Raw genomic sequence first — 23,067 nt, 5'->3', positions numbered from 1 at the left:
TTGGTGGACATTATATTGAGCAAGATGGTCAAAAAACATCGACGGCAATAAGTGTGAGAACCACAGACAAAAACATACATGGCGGGTGAATCATGCAGACCAACATAGTAGAAGTGGAAAACTTTGTTCAGCATCATGAAGAAAAGCGAAGTAGCGCGTTCCAGCGTGAAGTGAAGAAGTACCTGGAGCGTTATCCATTAACTCAGCACGTTGACGTTCTGCTGACCGATCTTAACGGGAGTTTCCGCGGTAAACGCATTCCGGTCGCCGGGCTGAGTAAACTGGAGAAAGGGTGTTACTTCCCCGCATCGGTTTTCGCGATGGATATTCTCGGTAACGTTGTCGAAGAGGCTGGATTAGGGCAAGAACTGGGCGAGCCGGATCATATCTGCGTGCCGGTGCTGGGGACATTGACGCCGTCAGCGGCGGATCCGCAGTACATCGGCCAGGTACTGCTCACCATGCTGGATGAAGATGGTACTCCCTTTGACGTTGAACCGCGCAATGTGCTGAACCGAGTGTGGCAGCGTTTGCGTCAGCGCGGGCTATCCCCCGTAGTAGCGGTAGAGTTGGAGTTCTATCTCATCGATCGCCAGCGCGATTCGGAAGGCTATCTTCAGCCGCCATGCGCACCGGGGACTCAGGAACGCAATACCCAGAGCCAGGTTTATTCCGTCGATAACCTTAACCACTTTGCCGATGTGCTCAGTGAGATTGATGAACTGGCGCGTATGCAAGGTTTGCCGGCGGATGGTGCGGTGGCGGAAGCCTCGCCAGGCCAATTTGAGGTCAACCTGCACCACACCGACAATGTCCTGCAGGCCTGTGACCATGCATTGGCGCTAAAACGCCTGATCCGCATGGTGGCGGAAAACCACAACATGCAGGCCACGTTTATGGCAAAACCTTACGAAGAACACGCCGGCAGTGGTATGCACGTGCATATCAGCATGTTGGACAGGCAGGGCAATAACGTTCTTGCGGACGACGACGGCGAAGATTCCGCATTACTGAAACAGGCATTGGCGGGAATGATCGCCCTGATGCCTTCTTCTATTGCGTTACTGGCACCTAACGTTAATGCTTACCGCCGTTTCCAACCGGGCATGTACGTCCCTACTCAGGCATCCTGGGGCCACAACAACCGCACTGTGGCACTGCGCATTCCCTGTGGCGATCGCGACAGCCACCGTGTGGAGTATCGCGTGGCCGGCGCCGATGCCAACCCTTATCTGGTGATGGCGACCATTTTGGCGGGTATTGTTTATGGCCTGGAAACGACGTTGCCTTTGCAAGAGCCGGTAACCGGCAACGGCCTGGAGCAAGAGGGGCTACCTTTCCCAATCCGCCAAAGTGATGCGCTGTACGAATTTGAACACCAGCCGGTACTGACTGCGCTGCTGGGGGAAAGGTTTAGCCACGTCTACCTGGCCTGCAAAACGGATGAGTTGGTGCAGTTTGAGCGCCTGATCACCGAAACCGAAATCGAGTGGATGCTGAAAAACGCCTGACCCACTCAATATCCATTATACCGCGCGCGTCTGGCGCATTCCGCCGGCTATCCTGTGGCCTGCGAAGCTGCGCGCAGCGGTACAGCATTTCTTCCACTTTGGCGTACAGGACGCCAGCGAGGAAATAATCATGACATCCATAACTGAACCATCAGTCTGCTCAGGCGTGTGCCTGAGCCGCAGTAAATACGGGCCATCTACAGGCTTGTCCCCGTTGTCTTTACATCGCATTTTCCGCCGCCTGAGCAGCAGTTTCCCCGCGGCCTCTCTGAATGACGTTAACCAGTTACCAGCAGAGGACAAAGAGGGGAAGAGCCATGACGATTAATGCCATTAACGGTAATGAAGCAGCCAAACCGCAGCTGCGTAAATCCCTGAAGCTGTGGCAAGTGGTGATGATGGGCCTGGCTTATCTGACACCGATGACCGTGTTTGACACCTTCGGTATTGTTTCCGGCCTGACTGACGGTCACGTGCCTGCCTCTTATTTGCTGGCGCTGGCTGGCGTACTCTTTACGGCCATCAGCTACGGCAAACTGGTGCGCCAGTTTCCGACGGCGGGTTCCGCCTATACCTATGCGCAGAAGGCCATTAATCCGCACGTCGGCTTTTTGGTGGGGTGGTCCTCGTTACTCGATTACCTGTTCTTGCCGATGATTAATACGCTGCTGGCAAAAATCTACCTGACCGCCTTGTTTCCTGACGTGCCGCCGTGGGTATGGGTGGTGGGTTTTGTGATCATTATTACTGCCATCAACCTGAAAAGCGTCAATCTGGTGGCCAACTTCAATACGTTATTTGTTCTGGCTCAGGTTGCCATCATTGTGGTGTTTATTTTCCTGGTGGTGCGCGGTTTGCACAGCGGTGAAGGGTTGGGCACCGTGTGGAGTTTGCAACCGTTCGTGAGTGAGAACGCGCATCTGCTACCGATTATTACCGGTGCTACCATTTTGTGTTTTTCGTTCCTTGGCTTTGATGCGGTCACCACGTTATGTGAGGAAACGCCCGACGCCGCCAGGGTAATTCCACGCGCTATTTTTTTGACCGCGCTGTATGGTGGGGTGATTTTCATCAGCGTGTCGTTCTTTATTCAGCTGTTTTTCCCTTCTATTCAACGTTTCCACCAGCCAGATGCGGCATTGCCTGAAATCGCGCTGTATGTGGGCGGCAAGCTGTTCCAATCGATTTTCCTCTGCATTACCTTTATTAACACTTTGGCGTCCGGTTTGGCCTCACACGCCAGCGTGTCGCGGCTGTTATATGTAATGGGGCGCGATAACGTGTTCCCGGAAAAGTATTTTGGCTATATCCATCCGAAGTGGCGCACGCCGTCGTTGAACGTGCTGTTGGTTGGGCTGGTGGCGTTGTCTGCGCTGTCATTCGATCTGGTCACGGCCACGGCATTGATCAACTTTGGTGCACTGGTGGCTTTCACCTTCGTCAATTTGTCGGTGATCAGTCATTTTTATATCCGCGAGGGCCGCAACAAAACGTGGAAAGACCATTTCAATTATCTGTTCCTGCCGTTGGTGGGGGCTCTGACGGTGGGCGTACTTTGGTTGAATCTGGAAAAAAGCTCGCTAACCATGGGACTGATTTGGGCCGCTCTGGGCTTTGGTTACCTGGTGTATCTCACCCGGCGTTTCCGCCAGCCACCTCCGCAGTTTGAGCGACAACCGCAGCAATAACCCAAGCCAGGCGGGGACGCCCGCCTTTCTTTTTTTTCCTGTGGGCAGTAGAGTGAAAATCCTGATAAAAAATAACCTATTGGATTTCATCGATGCCCTCTTTCCCCGTCCAGTATAGAGCCACATTACTCGGCCTGTTAGCGATCTTGCTGTGGAGCAGCGTTGTCGGCCTGATACGTAGCGTTAGCGAGGGGCTGGGGCCTATTGGCGGTGCGGCGATGATTTACAGCGTCAGCGCGATTTTTTTGCTGCTGGTGCTGCGGCTGCCAAATTTTCGCCATTTCCCGCGAGCCTATCTGATCCTCGGTAGCCTGTTGTTTGTCAGCTATGAGATCTGTCTGTCACTGTCACTGGGCTACGCGAATACCCGCTTGCAAGCCATTGAGGTTGGGATGATCAACTATCTCTGGCCTTGTTTTACCGTGCTGATGGCGCTGGTATTCAACGGGCAAAAAGCCAAATGGTGGCTGGTGCCAGGGTTGTTACTGTCATTATTCGGTATCGGCTGGATCATGAGCGGCGAGGGCGGTTGGTCACCGGCGCAAATGCTGGAAAATGTGCGTAGCAATCCGCTGAGCTATTCGCTGGCGTTTGCTGGCGCGGTGATTTGGGCACTGTATTGCAATCTGACCAAGAAAATTGCGCAGGGCCAAAACGGTGTCGTGCTGTTTATTACGCTGACCGCCGTGGCGTTATGGCTGAAGTACGCGTTTAGCGCCGAAAGCGGCATGCAATTTACCCTGCCCGTGACCTTGACGCTGCTATGTGCGGGTATCGCGATGGGGGCGGGCTACGCGGCGTGGAACGTCGGTATTCTGCATGGCAATATGACGTTATTGGCGACGGTGTCCTATTTTACGCCGGTGTTGTCAGCGGTATTTGCCGCCCTCGTGCTGGAGACTGCGCTGACGGCCAATTTTTGGCAGGGGGTGGTGATGGTCACGTTGGGCTCATTAGTGTGCTGGCGGGCAACCCGAGGAAATTAACGGAAATTATCAACCGATTGTCCGATGTTGGACTAGAATCTAACTAGCGATTCTGCATGAAGGAACATGAAAATGAGAGACGATATCCAATTCATTCAGCAGCCAGTTATTGATGATGAAAGCTATATGCGCGGTGATACCGTGCGACTGACCACGGCTAATTTGCGCCACGAATACCAACTGGATGTCAGTATTTTGCGTCGCGAAGGCAAGTTGATTGTGGGGTCGGTGATCGCTGCCGCACCCAAAGTGGATATTCCACCCAAAGAGTGGGAGATCGCACCTGGGCAGGAGGTGGTTTTCCGTCAGGAGAATATCGCGAAAGCTCTGCCCGCCGTTAACTGAAGTTTGACCAGCGGGGGAGGGTATTCCCCGTTTATCACCGTAGATTTCCCCAAAATGCCAGCGTTAAAAGCGCTGGCATTTTCATTTTGACGACAGACCTGGTTACGTTTTTGTGTTGAACATAATTGGCACAGAAACTGCTTAAAAATTTACCGGGCATGACAAAAATCACAGCGATCGTGAATTTTCATGAAACATAATTTGACAAATGTGAACGCAATCGATTACCTATTCGCAAAATGCATAACTGGATCACAGATTCTTACACCCAGTGATTTCTATAATGCGCGCGTCGCCCGAGAGTTTGTAAGCGGAGGCAACGCCAGGTGTCGTCAGACTCATTGTCATCTTTTCTAACGGGCAGGAAATGGCCCTTTAAGCATGTGGTAATAAAATGAAAAAAATAGCTCTCGCAGCAGGTGTACTGCTCGCAGCGTCTTACAGTGCATCTTCAATGGCTGATAGCAAAGACAGCCAATACGTTTCAGATTGGTGGCACCAGAGCGTTAACGTGGTAGGCAGCTACCATACCCGTTTCGGACCTCAGTTGAACAACGACGTCTACCTGGAGTATGAAGCCTTCGCTAAAAAAGATTGGTTCGACTTCTATGGCTACGTTGACGTACCTAAGTTCTTCGGCGTTGGTAACACGCCGGATCGTGGCATCTGGGACAAAGGTTCACCGATGTTTATGGAGATTGAACCGCGCTTCTCCATCGACAAACTGACCGGTACCGATCTGAGCTTCGGCCCGTTCAAAGAATGGTACTTTGCTAACAACTACATCTATGACCTGGGCCACAATGCCGATGGTCGCCAGAATACCTGGTACATGGGTCTGGGTACCGACATCGACACCGGTCTGCCGATGAGCCTGTCGATGAACATCTATGCAAAATACCAGTGGGAAAACTACCAGGCTGCCAACGAAAACAGCTGGGATGGTTACCGCTTCAAAGTGAAATACTTTGTGCCGTTGACCCAACTGTGGGGTGGCAATCTGAGCTACATCGGCTTTACCAACTTTGACTTTGGTTCCGATCTGGGCAAAGACAGCAATTGGACCGACGGTACCGGCAAGCAAGTGCGTACCAGTAACTCAATTGCTTCCAGCCATATCTTGGCGTTGAATTACGATCACTGGCACTACTCGTTTGTTGCCCGTTATTTCCATAACGGTGGCCAGTGGCAGGATGGGGCTGATATCGGCACTCCGCAGGGCCCAATTAAATCCACCGGTTGGGGTTACTACCTGGTAGCCGGTTATAACTTCTGATTTTCCGTGGTGTCAGAAACAGAAAACCCCGCTTTGGCGGGGTTTTTTTTGTCATCACTGCGCAGGTTCACCCGGCAAATGTCTTACCGGCATAAATAATCGTCCTTTGATTACATGGCATTCATTATTGATCCAGTTGATGATTTGTTCACGGCTCACGCCTTCAGATTGCGCGTAGCGGTGAAGATCGCCATTAAAGTGCTGTGTGATGTATTCCATGAGGGTCATTTGCATGTCTTTTGCTCCTGAACGCCCGTCAGTTGCCACCTGGCCATTGCGGGAGGTTAAGGTTTCTCAGACGCCGAATTTAAAGTATTGGCAACTAAATCTCAACAAAAAGCACTGGTGTGGTGCATATGATGTCAGTTTTATAGCAAAAAGAATCCCGCACGGAGTGGCGGGAAGTATTCCGAATTATCACTTTGGGTGATGAAAAATAATTTGAGGTGCGACGAAAAAGAGCAGATTCACTCTTTTTTGTGACCCTCACAAACTACGACAAGGCTTATTTCTCTGCAAGAAAAATCTCAGTCAAATCATTCGGTTTTATCGAGTTATTTTGCAGTGGGGGACCGTATTTTCATCTGAAGGGTGCGTCCTCATTCCAGGGGATAAATATCTCAGAGTTTTCCGCATGCTTTATGTGGACAGTTGCGCCAATATTGGAGGCAATAACCCATGCAGGAAGTGACACCCATGCGTACACCTCATATTACCTTCACCGTGCTGGCGCTGATCGCGTCGTTGGGCCTGTCATCTGCACCGGCATTGGCTGATAAAGGGGGGAACGGCCATGGCAACAACGGTAATCATGGCAATAACGGTAACCACGGTAATAAGGCCAAAGGAAACGATAGCGACCAAGGCATGGTTTCAGTCAGTATTTCTCGTGAGCGTGCACGCTCTCTGGCAGTGAACTATGGGCTGACCGGGTACCGTTCTTTACCGCCGGGTATTGCCAAAAATTTGGCGCGTGGCAAGCCGTTACCCCCAGGCATCGCCAAGAAAATGGTGCCCTCATCGATGCGCCATGATTTGCCTTATTATCCAGGCTATGAATGGCGTATTGCCGGTGACGACCTGGTCTTGGTCGCGCTGAGCACCGCATTGGTAGCATCAGTGATCAATGGCGTGTTTAATTAACGCGGGATTTTGCTGCGTAGAGCCTCGCTTCGGCGGGGCTTTTTATTTGCCTGAACCCAAGGTTCGTGGTGAACTCTTATCCTTATTGTTTTTAGGCAAATAAATAAGGACATGGTCATGTTCAGGATGTTATTAATTGCCTGTTGTCTGGTCAGTTTTTCCTCGTTGGCTGAAAGCAACATGGCACTCGGTGAGCTGGTAAACCAGCGGTTGTCTTACATGAAAGATGTTGCGGGTTATAAGGCACAACGCAATCTGCCTATTGAGGATTTGGCGCAAGAGGCCAACGTATTGGCAAGTGCGGAGGCAGAAGCGGGGCGTTTAGGATTGGATCCGCTTTCTGTCAGGCCCTTTATCAAGGCACAAATGGACGCGGCCAAGGCAATCCAATACCGTTATCGCGCAGACTGGCTGGCGCAGCCGGAAAGTGACTGGCAGCCGCGCCCGCTCGAGAGCGTACGGCCGCAGATTGCTGAACTCAGTAGCCGTATTTTACAGCAGCTGGCGACGGAGGTGAAAAGCGGTTCGTTGACGCAGGCCAGTCGCAGTGCCTTTATTCACGCGATTGATCAGGCCAACCTGAGCGAGGCTGACAAACAGCGCTTATTTACCGCCTTGCTGGCCGTCAGGGTAAGCAAGGCGGGGTGACAGCGCGATTAATCGCAACCCACGCCGCTGCGTTGAAAGGTCAGCACGCGGCTGCGATTAGCAATTAAATCCACGCTGTAACCACGGAAGTACAGGCAAAAGCGTTTTAACCACGGGCCGTCGTTGCTTTCAACCAGCATGCGGCCCTGGCCGAGCGAACTGATTGTCCCGGTCTGTGCCGCAGGGCCAACCCCAATATGCACCTGATCGCCGCAAATTTCGAAAGCTGTTCGGTACTGCGGGTGATACCACAACCCCTGAACGTGTTTCAGGCAGTCGCGGTTGGGTGTCACTGGCAGAAAACTGCGCGTCACATGGCCCACTTCCCCTTCAACGGCTTCCCCCGTCCATTTGAGCCGTATCGGCATATGAGCGGAAAGCGACACGGCGTAACCATCATCAGCTTGATACAGGGGTTCATCGCTACCCAGATAGGCGACGTTGCCGTTTTTCACCTCCAGCCAGTAGGGTTCGGCCACCGTGGCATAAATACCGTCAGGAATCGCCGTGCTGCGTTGCGGGAGCGCTTCGCCAAGCAAAGCGGCCATGACCTGCAGTGCCATAGCAAAACTGTCACAGTCCTCGCGGTTGGCGACCAGTACGACGCCAGCTTGACGGTCAGGTGCCAACAAGAAATAGGTTTTGTAGCCGGCATGTGAACCGCCGTGCCCCAGCAGTTGATGTTGGCCGAGCGGAGTTTGTGCCAGCCCCAGACCATAACGGCTGAGTTGGCCCTGGTTGAGATGACGCGGCGCACTGAGTTGTGCCAGTACGCCACGGCCGGGATCGCGATCGGCGAGCAGCGTTTGTAACCAGCGGGTGAGGGCATTGGCGCTGCCCGTCAGGCTACCGGATGCGGAAAGATGCAGACCCGCAGTGGCGAGTTGCCAACCCTGTGCTGAACGCCAGTAACCGGGGGCTAGACCGGGGACAACGTCAAACCAGCTTTCGGGCGCCCGTAGCTGCACCTGCAACGGCTGGGCGATGTGCTGCTGCACCAGTTGGTCAAAATCATAGCCCCTGGCTTGGAGTGCGGCTTCGACCAGCCGGTAACCGGTATTGGTGTAGGTGATTTCGCTTCCCGCGGGGTAGTTCAACCCACTCAGCCCTTGCAGGAACTGCATCACCGGCTGTGCCTCGCTGCGAGTGTGCACCGAGATGCCCAACAACCCCAGGGTTTCGCGCACGTCGGGGAGCCCGCTGGTCATGTCGAGCGCTTGGCCGACGGTGACGTCTGCCAACGGAGATTGCAGCTCAGGCAGCAAGTTGCCAAGCCGGTCACTGAGGCTGATGGCGTTGTCCGTGGCATTTAGCGCCAGCGCGGCGAAAATATGTTTGGTGACAGAGGCATAACGGACTACGGTGTCGGCGGTAAACGGGGTATTTTGCGCCAGATCGGCAAGGCCGGCGCTGGTGGTCGCTTGGATCTGCATCGCGTCGAACAGGGTAATCGCTCCACCGGGTTGGCCATCGGGCTGCCAATCAGCCAACAGCCGGTTGGCAACCGCCTGTGCGGCGCGCCAGTTTAGCGGGATTTCAGACATATCTAGCCTCCAGAATAGATTATCAATTTGTGCCTCGATGGGCTTTTCGCCAGATTGTCGCGTACCACGCAATCTGCGGGCCGCTGTTTTGTGCGCTGTTCCGACCAGATACGGTAATTTTCAGTCAAAACTGAGATGCAGTACGCAAATCGAAACGGCAGAAGGGAAGGAGGCAAAATGTGTGCCACAAGGCAAGACGTCAAGCGCAGGGATATGCGAGGCCGGCGCCGTGCCTCGCAACAGGTCGAGAAGATTTAGCGTGGCAACCCGCCCCAGGAAAGCAGACTGTCGATCATTTGTTTGAGCAGGCGTTGCAAGGACGCTGCACGCTGCGGATCAAAAGCAAAGGGATACTGTTCTGACATGTAGTTCACCTGCGCCAGCTCAAGCTGAATGGCATGCAGCTGTTCTTGCGGCTGGCCATAAGCGCGAGTGATGTAACCACCTTTGAAACGGCCGTTAAGCACGTGCGTGAACTGTTGCTGCTGTTCACAACAGGCGACCAGACGATCGCTCAGCGCCGGGGCGCAGCTTTCACCGCTGTTGGTGCCCAAATTGAGGTCCGGCAGCTTACCGTCGAACAACCGTGGGATCACTGAGGCAATAGAGTGCGCATCGAAGAGCAATGCGTAACCGTGTTTTGCCTTTAACCGTGCCAGTTCATCCTGCAATTGCTGGTGATAGGGTTGCCAGATGTCTTGCAGATAACGGGAACGCTCCTCATCAGAGGGTGCCTTGCCCGGCAAAAAGCTCGGACGTCCGTCAAACAGCACGTCAGGATACAGACCGGTCGTCGCGGTGGTATACAGCGGCTTATCGTCCGCGGGGCGGTTCAAGTCGATGACAAAGCGCGAATAATTACCGACCAACATGCTGGCACCCATCGCACGGGCAAAATCGTACAACTGCGGGATATGCCAGTCGGTGTCGGGTAGCGGTCGCGCGTCGTCGGTCAAACCGGCTTCGACCGCCGGCGTGAGTCGAGTACCGGCATGGGGAATGCTGATCAGCAACGGCAGGCTGCCGGCATGGAAATCAAACGGATCGCGAATAGTCATTGACGTACTTCTCCTCGGAAAATCACCGTACAGGGCAGTTGTCCGCCCAACCAGTAAGCCAGTTCAGCCGGTCGCGACAGCGGCCAGTGTACAAAATCTGCCACTTTGCCCGTTTCCAGCGTGCCATGGCTGGCTTGAAGGCCCAGCGCTTTAGCCGCGTGAGTCGTGACACCGGCAAGGGCTTCTTCCGGTGTCAGACGGAACAGGGTGCAGGCCATATTGATCATCAAACGCAATGACAGGGCCGGTGAGGTGCCTGGATTGGCGTCACTGGCAATGGCCATTGCCACACCGTGTTTGCGGAACAGGTCAACCGGTGGACATTGGGTTTCACGTAACAGGTAGTACGCCCCTGGCAGCAGTACCGCTACGGTACCGGCGTCGCCCATGGCGCGGGCATCTTGTTCGGTGGCGTATTCCAGGTGATCGGCGGATAGGGCATGGTGCTGCGCTGCCAATGTGCTGCCGCCCAGTGCAGAAAGTTGTTCGGCGTGCAGTTTCACGGGCAAGCCCGCCGCTTCAGCGGCGGCGAACACTTTTGCCACCTGCGCGGGAGAGAATGCCAGGTGCTCGCAGAAGGCGTCGACCGCGTCGGCCAGCCCGGCGGCAGCCGCTTGAGGAATGATGGTGTTGCATACCAGATCGATATAGTCGTCGGCGCGGTTGGCGTATTCCGGCGGCAGGGCGTGCGCTGCCAGGCAGGTGGTTTTCACCTCTACCGGCACGTGTTCGCCCAGTCTGCGTGCGACACGCAACATTTTTAGTTCGCTTTCTGGTGTCAGACCGTAGCCGGATTTGATCTCCACGCAGGTTACACCTTCCGCCAGCAGCGGGCGCAGACGAAACAGCGCCTGTTCAAACAACCGCTCTTCATCGGCGTCGCGAGTGGCTTTGACCGTGGAAATGATACCGCCGCCTTGGGCGGCAATGTCGGCATAGCTTACACCGTTCAGACGCTGTTCGAACTCACCGCTGCGATTGCCACCGAACACCAGATGCGTATGGCAGTCGACAAAGCCTGGGGTAATGATGCCGCCGTCGAATTTCACCGTTTCATCCGCGATTAGCGCAGCCGGCATTGCCGCATGTTCACCCAGCCAGACAATTTTTCCATCACGCACGGCAATCGCGCCGTTGCTGAGCGTGTGGTATTTGCCGTCGCGCATGGTGACGATATCGGCTCCGTGCCACAGGCTGTCGCAGTGAATCTCAGTGGTCATTGCTTTTCTCCGCTGGAGCCTTGGCTCCCACATGGTTGTATATACAATTAAAAACAACCTAGCGCATTCATCGGATTGTCACAAGAGGCAGGCTAAAAATTTGTTATCGGGATGTGATCGTTGTGGAAGGGCGGGTGCAAAAGCAGCACCCGCAGGGAATTACACGTCAGTGGTGAATCGGCCGAACAGTTGATAGCGGCTGCCCGGATACAGCAGGCGCGCTGAGGTCACCACGGTTTTACCCGACCAGGTGCGGCGGTGGATCAGCAGGCCGGGTTCATGGTCCTCCAATTGCAGCAATTCACGCTCACGGGAGGTTGGCACCACCGCTTCCACGATATGCTCGCCGGCGGTCAGCGGTGCGGCCTGTGTCAGGTAGATATAGGGCGTGACGCGATCGAAATCCTGCTTCATGTAATCAGGTGCGATCAGGGGGTTCACGCAGCGGTCCTCTACCTGAACGGGAATGTCGTTTTCGTAATGCACGATTTGTGAATAGAAAAGCTGTTGGCCGGGCTGGATACCCAACGCGACCGCCTCTTCTTCGCTGGCAGGGCGTGCTTTGAGCTGCAGAATTTTGCTGCTGTGCCGATGCCCACGTGCGGCAATTTCGTCGGCAATGTTATGCACTTCCAGCAGGGCGGTGTGTGCCTTGGCTTCGGCGACAAAGGTGCCAACACCCTGCATGCGGATGAGAAAGCCTTCAGTCGTCAGCTCACGCAGTGCGCGGTTGATGGTCATACGGCTGACGCCAAGCTCGGCGACCAGCTCGCTTTCAGAAGGAACGCGTTGGTGCGGTAGCCAATGACCTGCGCGGATCTGGTTTACGATTGCCTGCTTGACCCGTTGATAAATTGGGGCGGGGGTATCGCTCATTGCAGCAGCCAGTTGTAACAGGGTCTGTTGATCAACCACGACGTTAACCTCGTCAAATAAAAAAATAATAACACCAGTTTACTGTTGATGTCGGCGTATGTATATGTATATACAACTAAGGGCCGGTTCGCCACAGCAACACGTTGGCCCTGCATTTTCGGATGCGCGATTATCGCGCGTTATCAGCCGTTACACTAACAGTGGAAGACTGCCATGCCAGCTTATTTTGCCTCACGCGCTCTGCTCCCCGAAGGGTGGGCGCATAACGTCCGCCTGGATGTTGATGCGCTAGGTTACCTGACTCAGGTGACTGCCGATTCAGATCCTCAAGGCTGCACCCGATTGCACGGCGACGTGGTACCGGGCATGCCGAATCTTCATTCCCATGCTTTTCAGCGTGCGATGGCCGGGCTGGCAGAAATAGCGGGTAACCCACAAGACAGCTTCTGGACCTGGCGTGACCTGATGTACCGCCTGGTGCAGCGCTTGACGCCGGAACAGGTGGAAGTGATCGCCCGTCAACTGTATATCGAAATGCTGAAAGGGGGATATACCCAGGTTGCGGAGTTCCACTATCTGCATCACGGCGCGGACGGCAACCCTTACGCCGATCGCGGTGAAATGACGGGGCGTCTCAGCCAGGCGGCAGCACAGGCGGGGATTGGTATGACACTTTTGCCGGTGTTGTACAGCTATGCGGGGTTTGGCGGTCAGCCCGCGCAACCAGGGCAAAAGCGTTTTATTCAGAATGCGGAAAGCTATCTGGAGCAGCAGCAGGTGATTGCCCGTCAGTTGGCGGATCAACCTTTGCAAAATCAGGGACTGTGCTTCCACTCGCTGCGAGCGGTAGAACTGAGCCAGATGCAGCAGATCCTTGCCGCATCAGACAGCACCTTGCCGGTGCATATTCATATTGCAGAACAGCAAAAAGAGGTCAATGACTGTCTGGCCTGGAGTGGCCGCCGTCCGGTAGCTTGGTTGTATGATCACTTGCCGGTCGATAGCCGCTGGTGTCTGGTGCACGCAACGCATCTCGACCGTGACGAGCTGGAGCAGTTGGCGCGCAGCAAAGCGGTAGCGGGCCTGTGCCTGACCACGGAAGCGAATCTGGGCGACGGTATTTTCCCCGGCGACGCCTACCTGCAGCATCAGGGGCGTTGGGGCATCGGCTCCGACAGTCATGTCTCGCTCAATGTGGTTGAGGAACTGCGCTGGTTCGAATACGGCCAGCGGTTGCGCGATCAGCGTCGTAACCGGTTGACTACGCCAGAGCAACCGGCAGTGGCCGATGTTCTGTACCCGCAGGCCTTGCAGGGGGGGGCGCAGGCTTGTGGCGCGCCTATTGGGCGTTTACAAAGTGGTTACCGTGCCGATTGGCTGGTTCTGGACGGTGATGACCCTTATCTGGCTGCTGCACCTGACGCCGCCATTCTGAATCGCTGGCTGTTCGCCGGCGGCAAAGAGCAAATTCGCGACGTGTTTGTCGGTGGCCGGCAGGTGATTGAACAGGGGCGTCATGCCCTGCAACAGCAGAGCAGCGCAGAGTTTCTGCAGGTGCTGAAAACGTTCCAGCAGGAGGCATAATGGGCCCGACGCGTTTTGATTTTGCCTCTCTGCCGGTAACGCCGTGGCGCAATGGTGGGGGAGAAACCCGCGAGATTGCCTGTTGGCCCGCTGGCAGTCAGGATTTTGATTGGCGCGCCAGTATTGCCACTATCGCGCAGGACGGCCCTTTCTCGGCTTTCACCGGTATCGAACGGTCGATCACGTTGTTGGAAGGCGATGGTGTGCATCTGCTGAGCGACGGGCAGATTGATCATCACCTTTCGCAGGTTGGTGAGCCGTTCGCCTTTTCCGGTGATGTGGCACTGAATGCGACATTGCTCGGCGGTAGCAGCCAAGACTTCAATATCATGACCCGACGCGGCCGCTGGGCAGCTAACGTGCAGCGCGTAACTGCGGCGACGGTGTTACCCCGCCATCATGCCGGTGTGTTGTACGTGCTGCAGGGCCGTTGGTCGCTGGCCGATGGCGTCATGCTGGCTGCGCGTCAAGGCGTGTGGTGGGCGGCGGATGAACACCACGGCACCTTGTCGTCGCTGGCGGAAGACAGCGTCATTCTGTGGGCCGATATCATGCCCGGCTAGACCGGGCTAGAGTCCAGCGCTAAGCTATGGGATTATTTGGTTTTCTATCCCACACAGAGAAGGGTGCATGGCCTCGCTGAAAGACGTTGCAAAACTTGCCGGGGTATCGTTAATGACGGTATCCCGTGCCATCAACGAGCCCGATAAGCTGCGGCCGGAAACCTACCAACGCGTCAAATTGGCGATTGACCAACTCGACTATGTGCCCGATCTCGCGGCACGGCGCATTCGCGGCGACAGCAGCCGGGTGCAAACGCTTGGCGTTTTGGCGCTGGATACTGCAACCACACCGTTTTCTGTGGAAATGATCCTGTCGATTGAAAAAACGGCGCGCGAGCACGGTTGGAACAGCTTCGTCGTTAACCTGTTCGCCGACGACAACGCTGAGCACACCATTGACCTGCTATTGGCACATAGACCGGATGGGGTGATCTTCACCACCATGGGACTGCGCCAGGTGACCCTCCCGGCCAAGCTGCTGGATAAAAAACTGGTGCTGGCGAATTGCGTCAGTCCGGAACATCGGGTCGCCAGTTACATTCCTGATGATGAACAAGGCCAGTACGACGCAATGTGTACGCTGATCGCCAAAGGCTATCGTGCCCCCTTGTGTATTCACTTACCTGAAACCACCGTGGCAGCGGGCCTGCGTCGCCGCGGCCTGGAGCGTGCCTGGTGTGACGCGGGGGGGGATGTGAGCCAGTTGCGTCAGTATCATCTCGATTTGACGGATGGCGACGAGCATTACCGCGACAGCGTAGAACTGCTGGAAAGGCACTTTTCACCCGGGCAGCGCGACTGTGATGTGGTGGTGTGCGGGAACGATCGGGTAGCATTTATGGTGTATCAGGTGCTCTTGGCGCAGGGCTGGAAAATACCTCAGCAGGTAGGCGTTTTGGGCTATGACAACATGGTGGGGATTGGTCAACTGTTCCTGCCACCGCTGACGACGGTACAGTTGCCACATTACGAACTGGGCCGTCAGGCGGCGCTGCATCTGATCAATCAGCTCGATCACCAGGAAACGCGGAAAGTCGCTTGCCCACTGTTGCTGCGCGAATCACTTTAATCCATCAGGGTGCAATAAACGCGCGCTGGTAATCAATGGCTGGGAACCGGCCCGAACATGTTCGACCCGATTTATCCCTTGCAGATGCAATGGGGCGCAGCATGTAAACTGTGCCCCTCACACCAAACAGGCGTTTATTCCCAGATGCTGTCCAATTCCCAGGCCTGTAATGCAGCAAACTGCGCCTGTCCGCTTTCGGCAAACAGGCTAACGCCTTGATGACCGTCGGCCGGGTAGATACGGCTGGTTAGACAGGCAACGCCCTGATTGACGAAGACCTCCAACGATGATCTGTCGATAAAGATCTGTAACGACAGCCCTTCCCCCGCCGGTAGTGGCACGCTGCGACAACCACATAGACCGGGATCCTCACTGAACCGCTCCAATACCAGGCGATGCGCCTGATTATCGACGTACAGCCGTGCAGCATTACCGATAGCGATACCGTAACGCTCGGCATTACTGTCAGCCAGATTTAGCGTCAGGGCTAATTCCTGCACTTCTCCCGCTAACATTTGACGTTGGTTGCACAGCGATACCGCAGCCAGAGATTGTTGCTGCCCACGCAATGCCGCCAACTCGCGTGCCGGATTCATCAGTACATTTCCATCGGCCGCCAGCGTCAACTCGCGGGGCAGGGTAAGGGCGCCGGCCCAGCCGTGCGCTTTGCTCGGCATCGGGGATTCCCACATGTCCATCCAGGCGAACAGCATGCGTCGGCCATCGGCGGTGGTAAAGGTTTGTGGCGCATAGAAGTCGTGCCCGTTGTCCAGTTCGCAAAACGCTTGGGTAACGTTGAAATCATTGCCGGGTTGCCAGTGACCAAGCAAATAGCCGCTCTGGAATCGATTGCGATTGCGGTATCCCTGCGCCGCCAACCCTTGTGGGGAGAATAGCAACACCTGTTTTTCCCCTAGCGAGAAGAAGTCGGGACACTCCCACATATAACCCTGATGCAACGTCTGTGCAGCGCTCAATACGCGATCAAACTGCCAGTCGTGCAGATCGTTCGAACGGTAAAGACGCGCTTGTCCCAACCCGTTCTCCTTGGCACCAACCACCATCCACCATTGGTCGTCGGCGCGCCAGACTTTTGGATCGCGAAAGTGCTGGATACCCTCTGGCGGCGTTAGCACCGGCCCGTGTTTAACGAAATGGATCCCATCTTCGCTGGTGGCCAGGCATTGCACCTCGCGTACCTGATCATCATCGCCTTCTTTGCCCAGCCAGACGTGGCCGGTATAGATCAGTGTCAGTATGCCGTCATTATCCACCGCACAGCCTGAGAAGCAGCCGTCTTTGTCATCATCATCGCCAGGTGCCAGGGCGACAGGTTGGTGCTGCCAGTGCGTGAGATCTCGGCTGGTCGCGTGGCCCCAGTGCATTGGTCCCCAGTTCTCATCATACGGGTGGTGTTGATAGAACACGTGATAGACACCGTTAATACAGATCAGGCCATTGGGATCGTTGATCCAGCCTGCGGCCGGAGCCAGATGAAAGCGTGGGTAGTACTGCTCCTGACGTTGTGCGCGCAGGGCTTCGACCGCATGATCGGCTTGAGCTAAGGCATTTTTCATTGGGTTGGCTCACTTGATTTTATCGTGGATTGAAATGGATGCGTGCTGATCACGGTCTCGCCGCGCAGCAAAAAGCAGGAAATCAGTGTGGTACCGGCCACCGCGCAGCCCATCAGCAAATAGGTGTCAGCAAAACCGATGCGGTCATAACCGTAACCCGCCAAGGGGGCCAGAATGCCGGCAACGATCTGGCTGATAAATTGAAATCCGACCAGATACAAGGTGGAGGACAGGCGACTGTCGAAGCGCGTAGTGATGTACTTGAACATCGCTACCAGCAGGATCGGCAATTCTACGGCGTGCAGTAACTTCATGGCGGAAATCATCAGTGCACCGCTGGCCATGCCGGAACCGAACATGCGCAGTGCCATTACGCTACTGGCCAGCAACAGACTCTGTTTGATGCCGATGCGGTTAACCAGCAGCGGTGCCAGGAACATGCCGCCGGCCTCCAGAAACACCTGCAGTGAGTTGAGGAAACCGTACATGCGGTTGCCTTCTTCGTGGGTGGCGAACTGCGAGGCGAAATAAACCGGGAACTGCTGATCAAACACGCCGTAGATGCTGGTGCCGAGTACGAATACCACGAGTGCCCAGAACCCCGGTAAGCGCAGCAATGCCAGGGCGTCCTGCAGTTTCAGGTTTTCCGGCTTGCCGTACTCGAGACCGGCCATGGCATTGGGTTTCAGCTCACGCACTTGCCACAGTAACAGCAGAAACAGTGCCGCCGAGGCCGAGGCGATCCAGAAGTTGATGTTGGGGTTGATATTGTAGTTAAAACCGGCAAAGAAGGTGGCGCTGGCCCAGCCCAGAGAGCCCCACATCCGCGCCCGGCCAAATTCGAAACCGACGATGCGGCTGACACGTTCGGTATAGGATTCCAATGCGCCAATCCCGGCGTTGAACGCCAGGCTGACAAATACGCCGCCGACCAATGCGCCGGCCACCAAATTGGTTTGCAGTAGCGGGGCATATACGTAGATAAAGAAGGGGCCGGTGAGTAACAGCAATATCCCGACAAACAGCAGCAGATGTTTACGCAGCCCGAGTTTGTCCTGAATAAAACCGTACAGCGGCTGTGCGCACAGCGCCATGATCGACATTGCGGAGAAGATGAGGCCGGTTTCTGTCCCTTTAAGGCCAATTTTCTGGTTCAGCCAGATCGAAATCAGTGAAAAGCTGGATGACCAGGTAAAGAAGAAGAAAAACAACAGGCCGCTGAGAAGTGCATAATATTTTTTTGTTTCGCGGTTCATGTGAAATGCCCTGATGGATGAAATTGGCTCTATTGTTAACGTTAACTTTGTGCCAGATAAAGTCATCAAAACGAGAGGTTGCGATGTTAATCACAAAAGTTAACGTTAACATTTTGCTGGTGTGATCGAAATCACTCAGCGAGAAAATAGGGCGCGCAGAGCGCCCAAAAGGAATTAACGCTCGTTGAGCGAACGCAGATGGTCGTCACGCCGCAGGGTCATCAGCGCGAACAGGCTGACAACCGACGTGGCGACCACATAGTAAGCGGGAATGTCGAGGTTGCCGGTCTGTTTAATAAGACCGGTGATGATTAACCCCGCGGAGCCGGAAAACACGGCATTGGACAGCGAGTAGGCCAGCCCCAGGCCGGTATAGCGCACCTGGGTTGGGAACATTTCTGCCAGCATAGCGGGGCCTGGTCCGGCGAGCAGGCCGACGACAGCACCGGCGATCATCACCGCGATACCCTTGGCCAGCAGCGAGCTCTGCGGATCTTGCAACAGGTGCAACAGCGGGAAGGTAAACAGGATCACCGCCACCACCGCGGTCAACATGACCGTTTTGCGTCCCAGTTTATCGCTAAGGATACCGGCGGGCAGAATAGTCAGTGCGAAGCCGATGTTGGCCAGCACGGTGGCGACCAGCGCCTGTTGAAAGGTTGCGTGCAGCGAGGTTTGCAGGTAGGACGGCATGACCACCAGGAAGGTGTAACCGGCAGCAGACCAGCCCATCATGCGGCCAATGCCGATCACAATGGTTTTCACGACGCCGCTTACCTTCACGGCGGGTGCCTGCGTGGCTGTGTGGCGCGTCTGTTGTGCCTTGGTAAAGGTGGGTGTTTCTTGCAGTTTTAGCCGCAACCATAGTGCTACCGCCCCCATGGGTAACGCGAGCAGGAAGGGAATTCGCCAGCCCCAGTCATGCAATTGCTCTGTCGTTAATAATGCGGCTAACAGTGCCACCAGGCCTGCGCCGGCCAATAGCCCGAACGCCACGGTCAATGATTGCCAAGCCCCGAACAGGCCACGTTTACCCTTTGGCGCAAACTCGGTCATGAGCGACACCGCGCCACCAAACTCACCGCCGGCAAACAGCCCCTGAAACATACGTAATAACGTCAGCAACAGTGGGGCGGCGACGCCAATGGAAGCGTAAGTTGGCATTATGCCAATCAATGCAGTGGCTACCGTCATCAGCAGCAATACCGCAATTAACGTCGGCCGGCGACCAATGCGGTCGCCGATACGACCGAAAATCACGGCGCCGATTGGGCGACAGAAAAAGGCCAGCGCAAAGGCGGCATAGGTGAGGATCAGGCTGGTGATTTCACTTTCACCCTGGAGGGTAAAAAAATTGGCGGCGATCACGGTGGCGAGAAAACCGTAAACGCCGAATTCATACCATTCGATAAAGTTGCCGACCGAACCGGCCAGCAAGGCCTGACGCGACTGGCGTGCGTCGATAACCGCCGTTTGTGTGTCCATCCCCATTCCCGTGTCTTTGAATTATTGTCATTCAGTTCTAAATTCTTATGACAAAACAATCAATTATTTTAAACAGGAAGTGTGAGACGGGATTCACCATGGCAAAGGGGCGACCTCACGACCGTTTTCAGCGTAGTACAAGGAGGGCAGAAATTGTGCCAGATAGCTGAATTCATTGTAACAATGGCGCATCAGGTTAAAACCGACATCATCCGGTAATTCGTCATGTGCGTTGGTGCAGGATTTCCCCAGTAAGAAGCGGCTGCGCAACACGCAACCATAAGGGGTGTCCCGAACCAGGTGCAGCATTTCTCCGTCGAGAGGGTCGCCGTTATCGTCCAACGCTACCTGTTCGCCAAAACCGATGCGGGCGCAAATCGCAGCAGATAACGCCTGGCTTTCGCGTGCCTGCTGCAAAGCGTGTGCAGCAAAGAAGTCTTCGGCGGCATGGAACTTCAGCCGAGCCGGTGTCGGTGGCATTTCCGCTAGCCACTCCACCGCGTCGATGCTGGCCCCGACATAGCTTTCCCCTTTTTTCCAGTGGGCGTCCCAGCCACGGTGTTCGACGTGATCATGCGGATGCCACCAGCGGATGTGTTGCGTGGTTTCAAAAAAGGTAAACCACCACTCCAGCATACGGCCTTTGCAGCCGTGCAGGTCGGTACGAATAGCCACGGTCAACAAACCGTCCATGCTACGTGTCAGCCCCATCTCCAGCCGCAATGGTTCCGGTTTAAGCAACGCGTTGATATCATTAACGCCCCAAGGGAGCACCAGCGATTGATGTGTCATAACGGTCATCCTTTTTATTTTGGAAACTAATGTTGTTTCCAAAATAAGACTATGCCGGTATGCTGTCTCTGTCAACGCTGTAGAGGATTAATCATGGCAAATGAAACAGACGCTCAATCGCGTTCACGCGGAAGGCCAGCGGTCCCGGAAAGCGAGCTGCGGGCCGCCGTGGTGGAGGCGACCCTGCAACTCCTGCTGACGCAGGGCTATGCCGCGACGACAGTGGACGCGGTGGCAAAACAGGCAGGCATGGCCAAAAAGACCCTGTACCGCTTTGCTGAAAACCGAGAGGCACTGGTGATGCAGGCGGTAGCAAGTTGGCCGGGCGCTTTTCAGCCGGTGTTCGAACAAGATCCACAACAGGTGGCAGAACTGCCGATGTTGTTGGAACAAGGCTTACGGGCGATAGCACGGCAGGTATTGAGCGCACAGGCCCTGGGGATGTTTCGTCTGTTACAAGGCGAGTTTCCAGGCAGGGAAGCGCTGTTGGTCATCTACCAGCGCAACGGTATTGAACGCGGTCGGGCTATTGTGGCTGATTGGCTGCAACGCCAACAGCGGCGCGGCTGGCTACGTGAGCTGGAATACACCCAGATCAGCGATCTGCTGCTGGCGATGGTGATAGCGGAACCGTTGCGCCAAATGGCACTGGGGCTGTTGCCACCGGGCAGTGAAATCGATGATCGCATCGCGGCTGCGGTGGCGGTGTTGTTGCCTGGATTGCTCAGCGCGCCGTTGCCGGCGCCCTGAGCGTGGGGGAGGTCTGCTGGCTTACTTGCCGTATTGACGTAATACTTGCTCGGCGGCTGCAAAATCTGGGGCTAGCGGGCGATCTGTCTCGATAAAGGGGACCTGTTTGCGTACAGCAGCGTAGAGTGCTGCAGTAGGTGCAGAGAGCACAAAACCATTGTGGCGTTGCTGGCGTAAATCCACGGCCTGTGCGTCATGAACCAGCAGAATGCCCAGCAATTGATAACTGTTATCCACTTGCAGCTGAACGCGCTCAACCACCGACGGGGCATTGGTGGCGATGTCTTCGATATCGCCGGCGACTGGGAAGTAATCAAGCGACACTGGCATTGCCAGCTCTTTGTTGCGCATTGCCAGCATCATGACCGGTTTTTCCATCGCACCAAAGGCATGTACCGTATGATCCGTGCCGAGAAAACGCGTCAGGCCAGTAAATGCAGGGTTGTTCAGTTTGACCACCTGTTGTGCGCTGGCCAGCGAGTTGTGCGCCAAGGCTAACCCCAATTGTTCAAAGGCCAACACCCACGGAAGGGGCTCAAAGTTGGCGCTGGGGAGCACGGCACCCTGCAGGTCGCCTTCACTGACGTACCCGACGGCCTCTTGCGGTCGCTGTGACGGTGCTGTCACGTTCAGTGCGACACCCGGATTGTCATCAGAACTGTTCAACTGCACCAGTAACTGATCGTAAGCTTGCTGATAGCTGCGTTGAAGTTCTCCCAAAAGATAGACGCCGGAGCGGAAGCTAAGTGGGTCTTGCAAGGGGCGGCTGTCGTCGTGTTGCCACAGGCTGGAGCCGGCCAGCAGCTCACGCAGGTTTTTCCCCGTGACTGCCACTTCGGGATAAGGGCGCAATGCCAGGGTATTGGCAAGGAAAGGGGATACGTTGCCATTTAGCGCTTGCAGACTGAGCGCGTAGGTCAAGGTATTAACCTGTATCAGGTGAGACAATGAATCCAGGGCTAATGCGCCGCTGGCGGCAGCGTAAGCATTAGAGCTGAGGATCGATAACGCGTCTTTGGCATAAGGAGCAATGGGCGGCGTTTGGCTGCTGTGCAATGCCGTTTTGGCCGCCACCTTTTTACCCTGGTAATAGACGTCGCCTTCGCCGAGCATCGCCAGTCCGACGTGGCTAATTACCGTAATGTCGCCTTCACCCACGGAACCCTCTGCGGGGATGACCGGTGTGATACCTTTATTCAGGAAGGCGACATAGGCGTCGACAATCGCTGGCTGAACGCCACCGCCACCGCTCAACAAAGCGTTGAGGCGGGTTACCATGGTCGCCCGCGCGACTCGAATGCTCATGGGGTTACCGATGCCGCCAGAGTGGGCATGCAACAGGCCGACGTTAAATTTCTTCGATGCCTCTACGACTTCTTGCGTTAGCTTGCCGTGTACATCGACCATCGGGCGGTCTTTGTTCAGGCCTACGCCGACCGTCAACCCATAGATTTTCAACCCGTTCTGCGCAGCTTGTATTAATACCTTATGTGACATTGTCACGCGCTCCATTGCTGCCGGAGCCACTGCCACTGCTTCGCCATCGGCGACGTTGGCGACAATCAGCGGGGTAAGAGAGTGGCCGTCGAGGGTTACGGTGGCTGCCCCGATCTGGCTGTAACCGAGCGTGAGCAGGATCAACAGCGATAACGTCAATTTTCCTGGCATGATAAATAGACCCTTATTATTGATTTTT

At 55.3% G+C, this 23,067-nt stretch carries 22 protein-coding genes; 12 read left to right on the top strand and 10 right to left on the bottom strand.

Annotation, left to right across the window (positions count from 1 at the left end; genetic code table 11):
- Positions 1 to 92: 92 nt before the first annotated feature.
- From ACI2J2_RS07345 to ACI2J2_RS07320, 6 genes are all read left to right on the top strand, one after another.
- On the top strand, positions 93 to 1,511 hold the full coding sequence (locus ACI2J2_RS07345) for a glutamine synthetase family protein (protein ID WP_209632938.1): 1,419 nt from the start codon (positions 93 to 95) through the stop codon (positions 1,509 to 1,511).
- 130 nt (positions 1,512 to 1,641) lie between these two features.
- The gene (locus tag ACI2J2_RS07340) at positions 1,642 to 1,839 is read left to right on the top strand and encodes a hypothetical protein (protein ID WP_404759755.1); all 198 of its coding nucleotides are present in this window, start codon (positions 1,642 to 1,644) and stop codon (positions 1,837 to 1,839) included.
- Positions 1,829 to 3,199 carry an APC family permease gene (locus tag ACI2J2_RS07335; RefSeq protein WP_404759754.1) on the top strand — a complete coding sequence of 457 codons (1,371 nt, stop codon included), beginning with the start codon at positions 1,829 to 1,831 and terminating at the stop codon, positions 3,197 to 3,199. The genes ACI2J2_RS07340 and ACI2J2_RS07335 overlap by 11 nt, the downstream gene beginning before the upstream one ends.
- Before the next feature lie 92 nt (positions 3,200 to 3,291).
- Entirely contained in the window at positions 3,292 to 4,185 is an 894-nt protein-coding gene (yddG, locus tag ACI2J2_RS07330) for an aromatic amino acid DMT transporter YddG (RefSeq protein WP_265557125.1), read from the top strand.
- 72 nt (positions 4,186 to 4,257) lie between these two features.
- On the top strand, positions 4,258 to 4,530 hold the full coding sequence (locus ACI2J2_RS07325) for a hypothetical protein (protein WP_209632942.1): 273 nt from the start codon (positions 4,258 to 4,260) through the stop codon (positions 4,528 to 4,530).
- 394 nt (positions 4,531 to 4,924) lie between these two features.
- Positions 4,925 to 5,806 carry a nucleoside-specific channel-forming protein Tsx gene (locus tag ACI2J2_RS07320; protein ID WP_209632943.1) on the top strand — a complete coding sequence of 294 codons (882 nt, stop codon included), beginning with the start codon at positions 4,925 to 4,927 and terminating at the stop codon, positions 5,804 to 5,806.
- 54 nt (positions 5,807 to 5,860) lie between these two features.
- Here the strand turns inward: ACI2J2_RS07320 and ACI2J2_RS07315 are convergent, their stop codons facing one another.
- Positions 5,861 to 6,040: a hypothetical protein gene (locus tag ACI2J2_RS07315; RefSeq protein ID WP_209632944.1), complete on the bottom strand. Its 180-nt coding sequence runs from the start codon at positions 6,038 to 6,040 to the stop codon at positions 5,861 to 5,863.
- A 462-nt stretch (positions 6,041 to 6,502) separates the two neighbouring features.
- Between ACI2J2_RS07315 and ACI2J2_RS07310 the strand changes: the two genes are divergently transcribed.
- Together ACI2J2_RS07310 and ACI2J2_RS07305 are read left to right on the top strand one after the other, a co-directional pair.
- Positions 6,503 to 6,949: an anti-virulence regulator CigR family protein gene (locus ACI2J2_RS07310; RefSeq protein WP_404759753.1), complete on the top strand. Its 447-nt coding sequence runs from the start codon at positions 6,503 to 6,505 to the stop codon at positions 6,947 to 6,949.
- A gap of 117 nt (positions 6,950 to 7,066) precedes the next feature.
- Positions 7,067 to 7,597 carry a chorismate mutase gene (locus tag ACI2J2_RS07305; protein ID WP_404759752.1) on the top strand — a complete coding sequence of 177 codons (531 nt, stop codon included), beginning with the start codon at positions 7,067 to 7,069 and terminating at the stop codon, positions 7,595 to 7,597.
- Between the two features lie 8 nt (positions 7,598 to 7,605).
- On the opposite strand, the gene ACI2J2_RS07300 is transcribed toward ACI2J2_RS07305, so the two are convergent.
- The 4 genes from ACI2J2_RS07300 to hutC all read right to left on the bottom strand — a co-directional run bounded on the left by ACI2J2_RS07300 (position 7,606) and on the right by hutC (position 12,295).
- On the bottom strand, positions 7,606 to 9,141 hold the full coding sequence (locus ACI2J2_RS07300; protein ID WP_404759751.1) for a serine hydrolase domain-containing protein: 1,536 nt from the start codon (positions 9,139 to 9,141) through the stop codon (positions 7,606 to 7,608).
- Between the two features lie 254 nt (positions 9,142 to 9,395).
- Entirely contained in the window at positions 9,396 to 10,199 is an 804-nt protein-coding gene (gene hutG, locus ACI2J2_RS07295; RefSeq protein WP_209632948.1) for an N-formylglutamate deformylase, read from the bottom strand.
- On the bottom strand, positions 10,196 to 11,419 hold the full coding sequence (gene hutI / locus ACI2J2_RS07290; RefSeq protein ID WP_265557121.1) for an imidazolonepropionase: 1,224 nt from the start codon (positions 11,417 to 11,419) through the stop codon (positions 10,196 to 10,198). The genes hutG and hutI overlap by 4 nt, the downstream gene beginning before the upstream one ends.
- 159 nt (positions 11,420 to 11,578) lie before the next feature.
- Positions 11,579 to 12,295 (bottom strand): histidine utilization repressor, encoded by a 717-nt coding sequence (gene hutC, locus ACI2J2_RS07285; protein ID WP_245209773.1) that lies wholly within the window; start codon positions 12,293 to 12,295, stop codon positions 11,579 to 11,581.
- Positions 12,296 to 12,508: 213 nt separating this feature from the next.
- Between hutC and ACI2J2_RS07280 the strand changes: the two genes are divergently transcribed.
- The 3 genes from ACI2J2_RS07280 to ACI2J2_RS07270 all read left to right on the top strand — a co-directional run bounded on the left by ACI2J2_RS07280 (position 12,509) and on the right by ACI2J2_RS07270 (position 15,511).
- Positions 12,509 to 13,879 carry a formimidoylglutamate deiminase gene (locus ACI2J2_RS07280; protein ID WP_265557120.1) on the top strand — a complete coding sequence of 457 codons (1,371 nt, stop codon included), beginning with the start codon at positions 12,509 to 12,511 and terminating at the stop codon, positions 13,877 to 13,879.
- On the top strand, positions 13,879 to 14,442 hold the full coding sequence (locus ACI2J2_RS07275; RefSeq protein ID WP_404759750.1) for a HutD family protein: 564 nt from the start codon (positions 13,879 to 13,881) through the stop codon (positions 14,440 to 14,442). The genes ACI2J2_RS07280 and ACI2J2_RS07275 overlap by 1 nt, the downstream gene beginning before the upstream one ends.
- A 67-nt stretch (positions 14,443 to 14,509) precedes the next feature.
- Positions 14,510 to 15,511, top strand: coding sequence for a LacI family DNA-binding transcriptional regulator (locus tag ACI2J2_RS07270; RefSeq protein WP_404759749.1), 1,002 nt, complete (start codon positions 14,510 to 14,512; stop codon positions 15,509 to 15,511).
- Positions 15,512 to 15,645: 134 nt separating this feature from the next.
- On the opposite strand, the gene ACI2J2_RS07265 is transcribed toward ACI2J2_RS07270, so the two are convergent.
- The 4 genes from ACI2J2_RS07265 to ACI2J2_RS07250 all read right to left on the bottom strand — a co-directional run bounded on the left by ACI2J2_RS07265 (position 15,646) and on the right by ACI2J2_RS07250 (position 20,621).
- On the bottom strand, positions 15,646 to 17,088 hold the full coding sequence (locus ACI2J2_RS07265) for a glycoside hydrolase family 32 protein (protein WP_404759748.1): 1,443 nt from the start codon (positions 17,086 to 17,088) through the stop codon (positions 15,646 to 15,648).
- Positions 17,085 to 18,344, bottom strand: a complete 1,260-nt coding sequence (locus ACI2J2_RS07260; RefSeq protein WP_404759747.1) for an MFS transporter — start codon at positions 18,342 to 18,344, stop codon at positions 17,085 to 17,087. Before ACI2J2_RS07260 ends, ACI2J2_RS07265 begins: the two co-directional genes overlap by 4 nt.
- A 174-nt stretch (positions 18,345 to 18,518) precedes the next feature.
- Entirely contained in the window at positions 18,519 to 19,829 is a 1,311-nt protein-coding gene (locus tag ACI2J2_RS07255) for an MFS transporter (RefSeq protein ID WP_404759746.1), read from the bottom strand.
- A 93-nt stretch (positions 19,830 to 19,922) separates the two neighbouring features.
- Complete coding sequence (locus ACI2J2_RS07250) at positions 19,923 to 20,621, bottom strand: DAPG hydrolase family protein (RefSeq protein WP_209632957.1); 699 nt, start codon at positions 20,619 to 20,621, stop codon at positions 19,923 to 19,925.
- Positions 20,622 to 20,714: 93 nt separating this feature from the next.
- On the opposite strand from ACI2J2_RS07250, the gene ACI2J2_RS07245 reads away from it, so the two are divergent.
- The gene (locus tag ACI2J2_RS07245) at positions 20,715 to 21,371 is read left to right on the top strand and encodes a TetR/AcrR family transcriptional regulator (protein WP_404759745.1); all 657 of its coding nucleotides are present in this window, start codon (positions 20,715 to 20,717) and stop codon (positions 21,369 to 21,371) included.
- Positions 21,372 to 21,392: 21 nt separating this feature from the next.
- Here ACI2J2_RS07245 and hutH read toward each other — a convergent pair whose 3' ends face one another.
- Positions 21,393 to 23,039 (bottom strand): histidine ammonia-lyase, encoded by a 1,647-nt coding sequence (gene hutH / locus ACI2J2_RS07240; RefSeq protein ID WP_404759744.1) that lies wholly within the window; start codon positions 23,037 to 23,039, stop codon positions 21,393 to 21,395.
- Positions 23,040 to 23,067 lie beyond the last annotated feature (28 nt).

It is taken from the genome of Serratia sp. NPDC087055 (assembly GCF_044900985.1).
Taxonomy (GTDB): domain Bacteria; phylum Pseudomonadota; class Gammaproteobacteria; order Enterobacterales; family Enterobacteriaceae; genus Serratia.
This window is presented reverse-complemented; position numbering and strand designations above follow the sequence as displayed.

Excerpts from the sequence above, each read along its gene's own strand:
- ACI2J2_RS07335 (WP_404759754.1), top strand. The coding sequence starts at position 1,829 with ATGACGATTAATGCCATTAACGGTAATGAAGCAGCCAAACCGCAGCTG.
- ACI2J2_RS07280 (WP_265557120.1), top strand. The coding sequence starts at position 12,509 with ATGCCAGCTTATTTTGCCTCACGCGCTCTGCTCCCCGAAGGGTGGGCG.
- hutC (WP_245209773.1), bottom strand. The coding sequence starts at position 12,295 with ATGAGCGATACCCCCGCCCCAATTTATCAACGGGTCAAGCAGGCAATC.
- ACI2J2_RS07305 (WP_404759752.1), top strand. The coding sequence starts at position 7,067 with ATGTTCAGGATGTTATTAATTGCCTGTTGTCTGGTCAGTTTTTCCTCG.
- ACI2J2_RS07320 (WP_209632943.1), top strand. The coding sequence starts at position 4,925 with ATGAAAAAAATAGCTCTCGCAGCAGGTGTACTGCTCGCAGCGTCTTAC.
- ACI2J2_RS07250 (WP_209632957.1), bottom strand. The coding sequence starts at position 20,621 with ATGACACATCAATCGCTGGTGCTCCCTTGGGGCGTTAATGATATCAAC.
- ACI2J2_RS07340 (WP_404759755.1), top strand. The coding sequence starts at position 1,642 with ATGACATCCATAACTGAACCATCAGTCTGCTCAGGCGTGTGCCTGAGC.
- hutH (WP_404759744.1), bottom strand. The coding sequence starts at position 23,039 with ATGCCAGGAAAATTGACGTTATCGCTGTTGATCCTGCTCACGCTCGGT.
- ACI2J2_RS07275 (WP_404759750.1), top strand. The coding sequence starts at position 13,879 with ATGGGCCCGACGCGTTTTGATTTTGCCTCTCTGCCGGTAACGCCGTGG.
- ACI2J2_RS07315 (WP_209632944.1), bottom strand. The coding sequence starts at position 6,040 with ATGCAAATGACCCTCATGGAATACATCACACAGCACTTTAATGGCGAT.
- ACI2J2_RS07260 (WP_404759747.1), bottom strand. The coding sequence starts at position 18,344 with ATGAACCGCGAAACAAAAAAATATTATGCACTTCTCAGCGGCCTGTTG.
- ACI2J2_RS07245 (WP_404759745.1), top strand. The coding sequence starts at position 20,715 with ATGGCAAATGAAACAGACGCTCAATCGCGTTCACGCGGAAGGCCAGCG.
- ACI2J2_RS07345 (WP_209632938.1), top strand. The coding sequence starts at position 93 with ATGCAGACCAACATAGTAGAAGTGGAAAACTTTGTTCAGCATCATGAA.
- ACI2J2_RS07300 (WP_404759751.1), bottom strand. The coding sequence starts at position 9,141 with ATGTCTGAAATCCCGCTAAACTGGCGCGCCGCACAGGCGGTTGCCAAC.
- ACI2J2_RS07325 (WP_209632942.1), top strand. The coding sequence starts at position 4,258 with ATGAGAGACGATATCCAATTCATTCAGCAGCCAGTTATTGATGATGAA.
- ACI2J2_RS07255 (WP_404759746.1), bottom strand. The coding sequence starts at position 19,829 with ATGGACACACAAACGGCGGTTATCGACGCACGCCAGTCGCGTCAGGCC.
- ACI2J2_RS07270 (WP_404759749.1), top strand. The coding sequence starts at position 14,510 with ATGGCCTCGCTGAAAGACGTTGCAAAACTTGCCGGGGTATCGTTAATG.
- yddG (WP_265557125.1), top strand. The coding sequence starts at position 3,292 with ATGCCCTCTTTCCCCGTCCAGTATAGAGCCACATTACTCGGCCTGTTA.
- ACI2J2_RS07265 (WP_404759748.1), bottom strand. The coding sequence starts at position 17,088 with ATGAAAAATGCCTTAGCTCAAGCCGATCATGCGGTCGAAGCCCTGCGC.
- hutI (WP_265557121.1), bottom strand. The coding sequence starts at position 11,419 with ATGACCACTGAGATTCACTGCGACAGCCTGTGGCACGGAGCCGATATC.
- ACI2J2_RS07310 (WP_404759753.1), top strand. The coding sequence starts at position 6,503 with ATGCGTACACCTCATATTACCTTCACCGTGCTGGCGCTGATCGCGTCG.
- hutG (WP_209632948.1), bottom strand. The coding sequence starts at position 10,199 with ATGACTATTCGCGATCCGTTTGATTTCCATGCCGGCAGCCTGCCGTTG.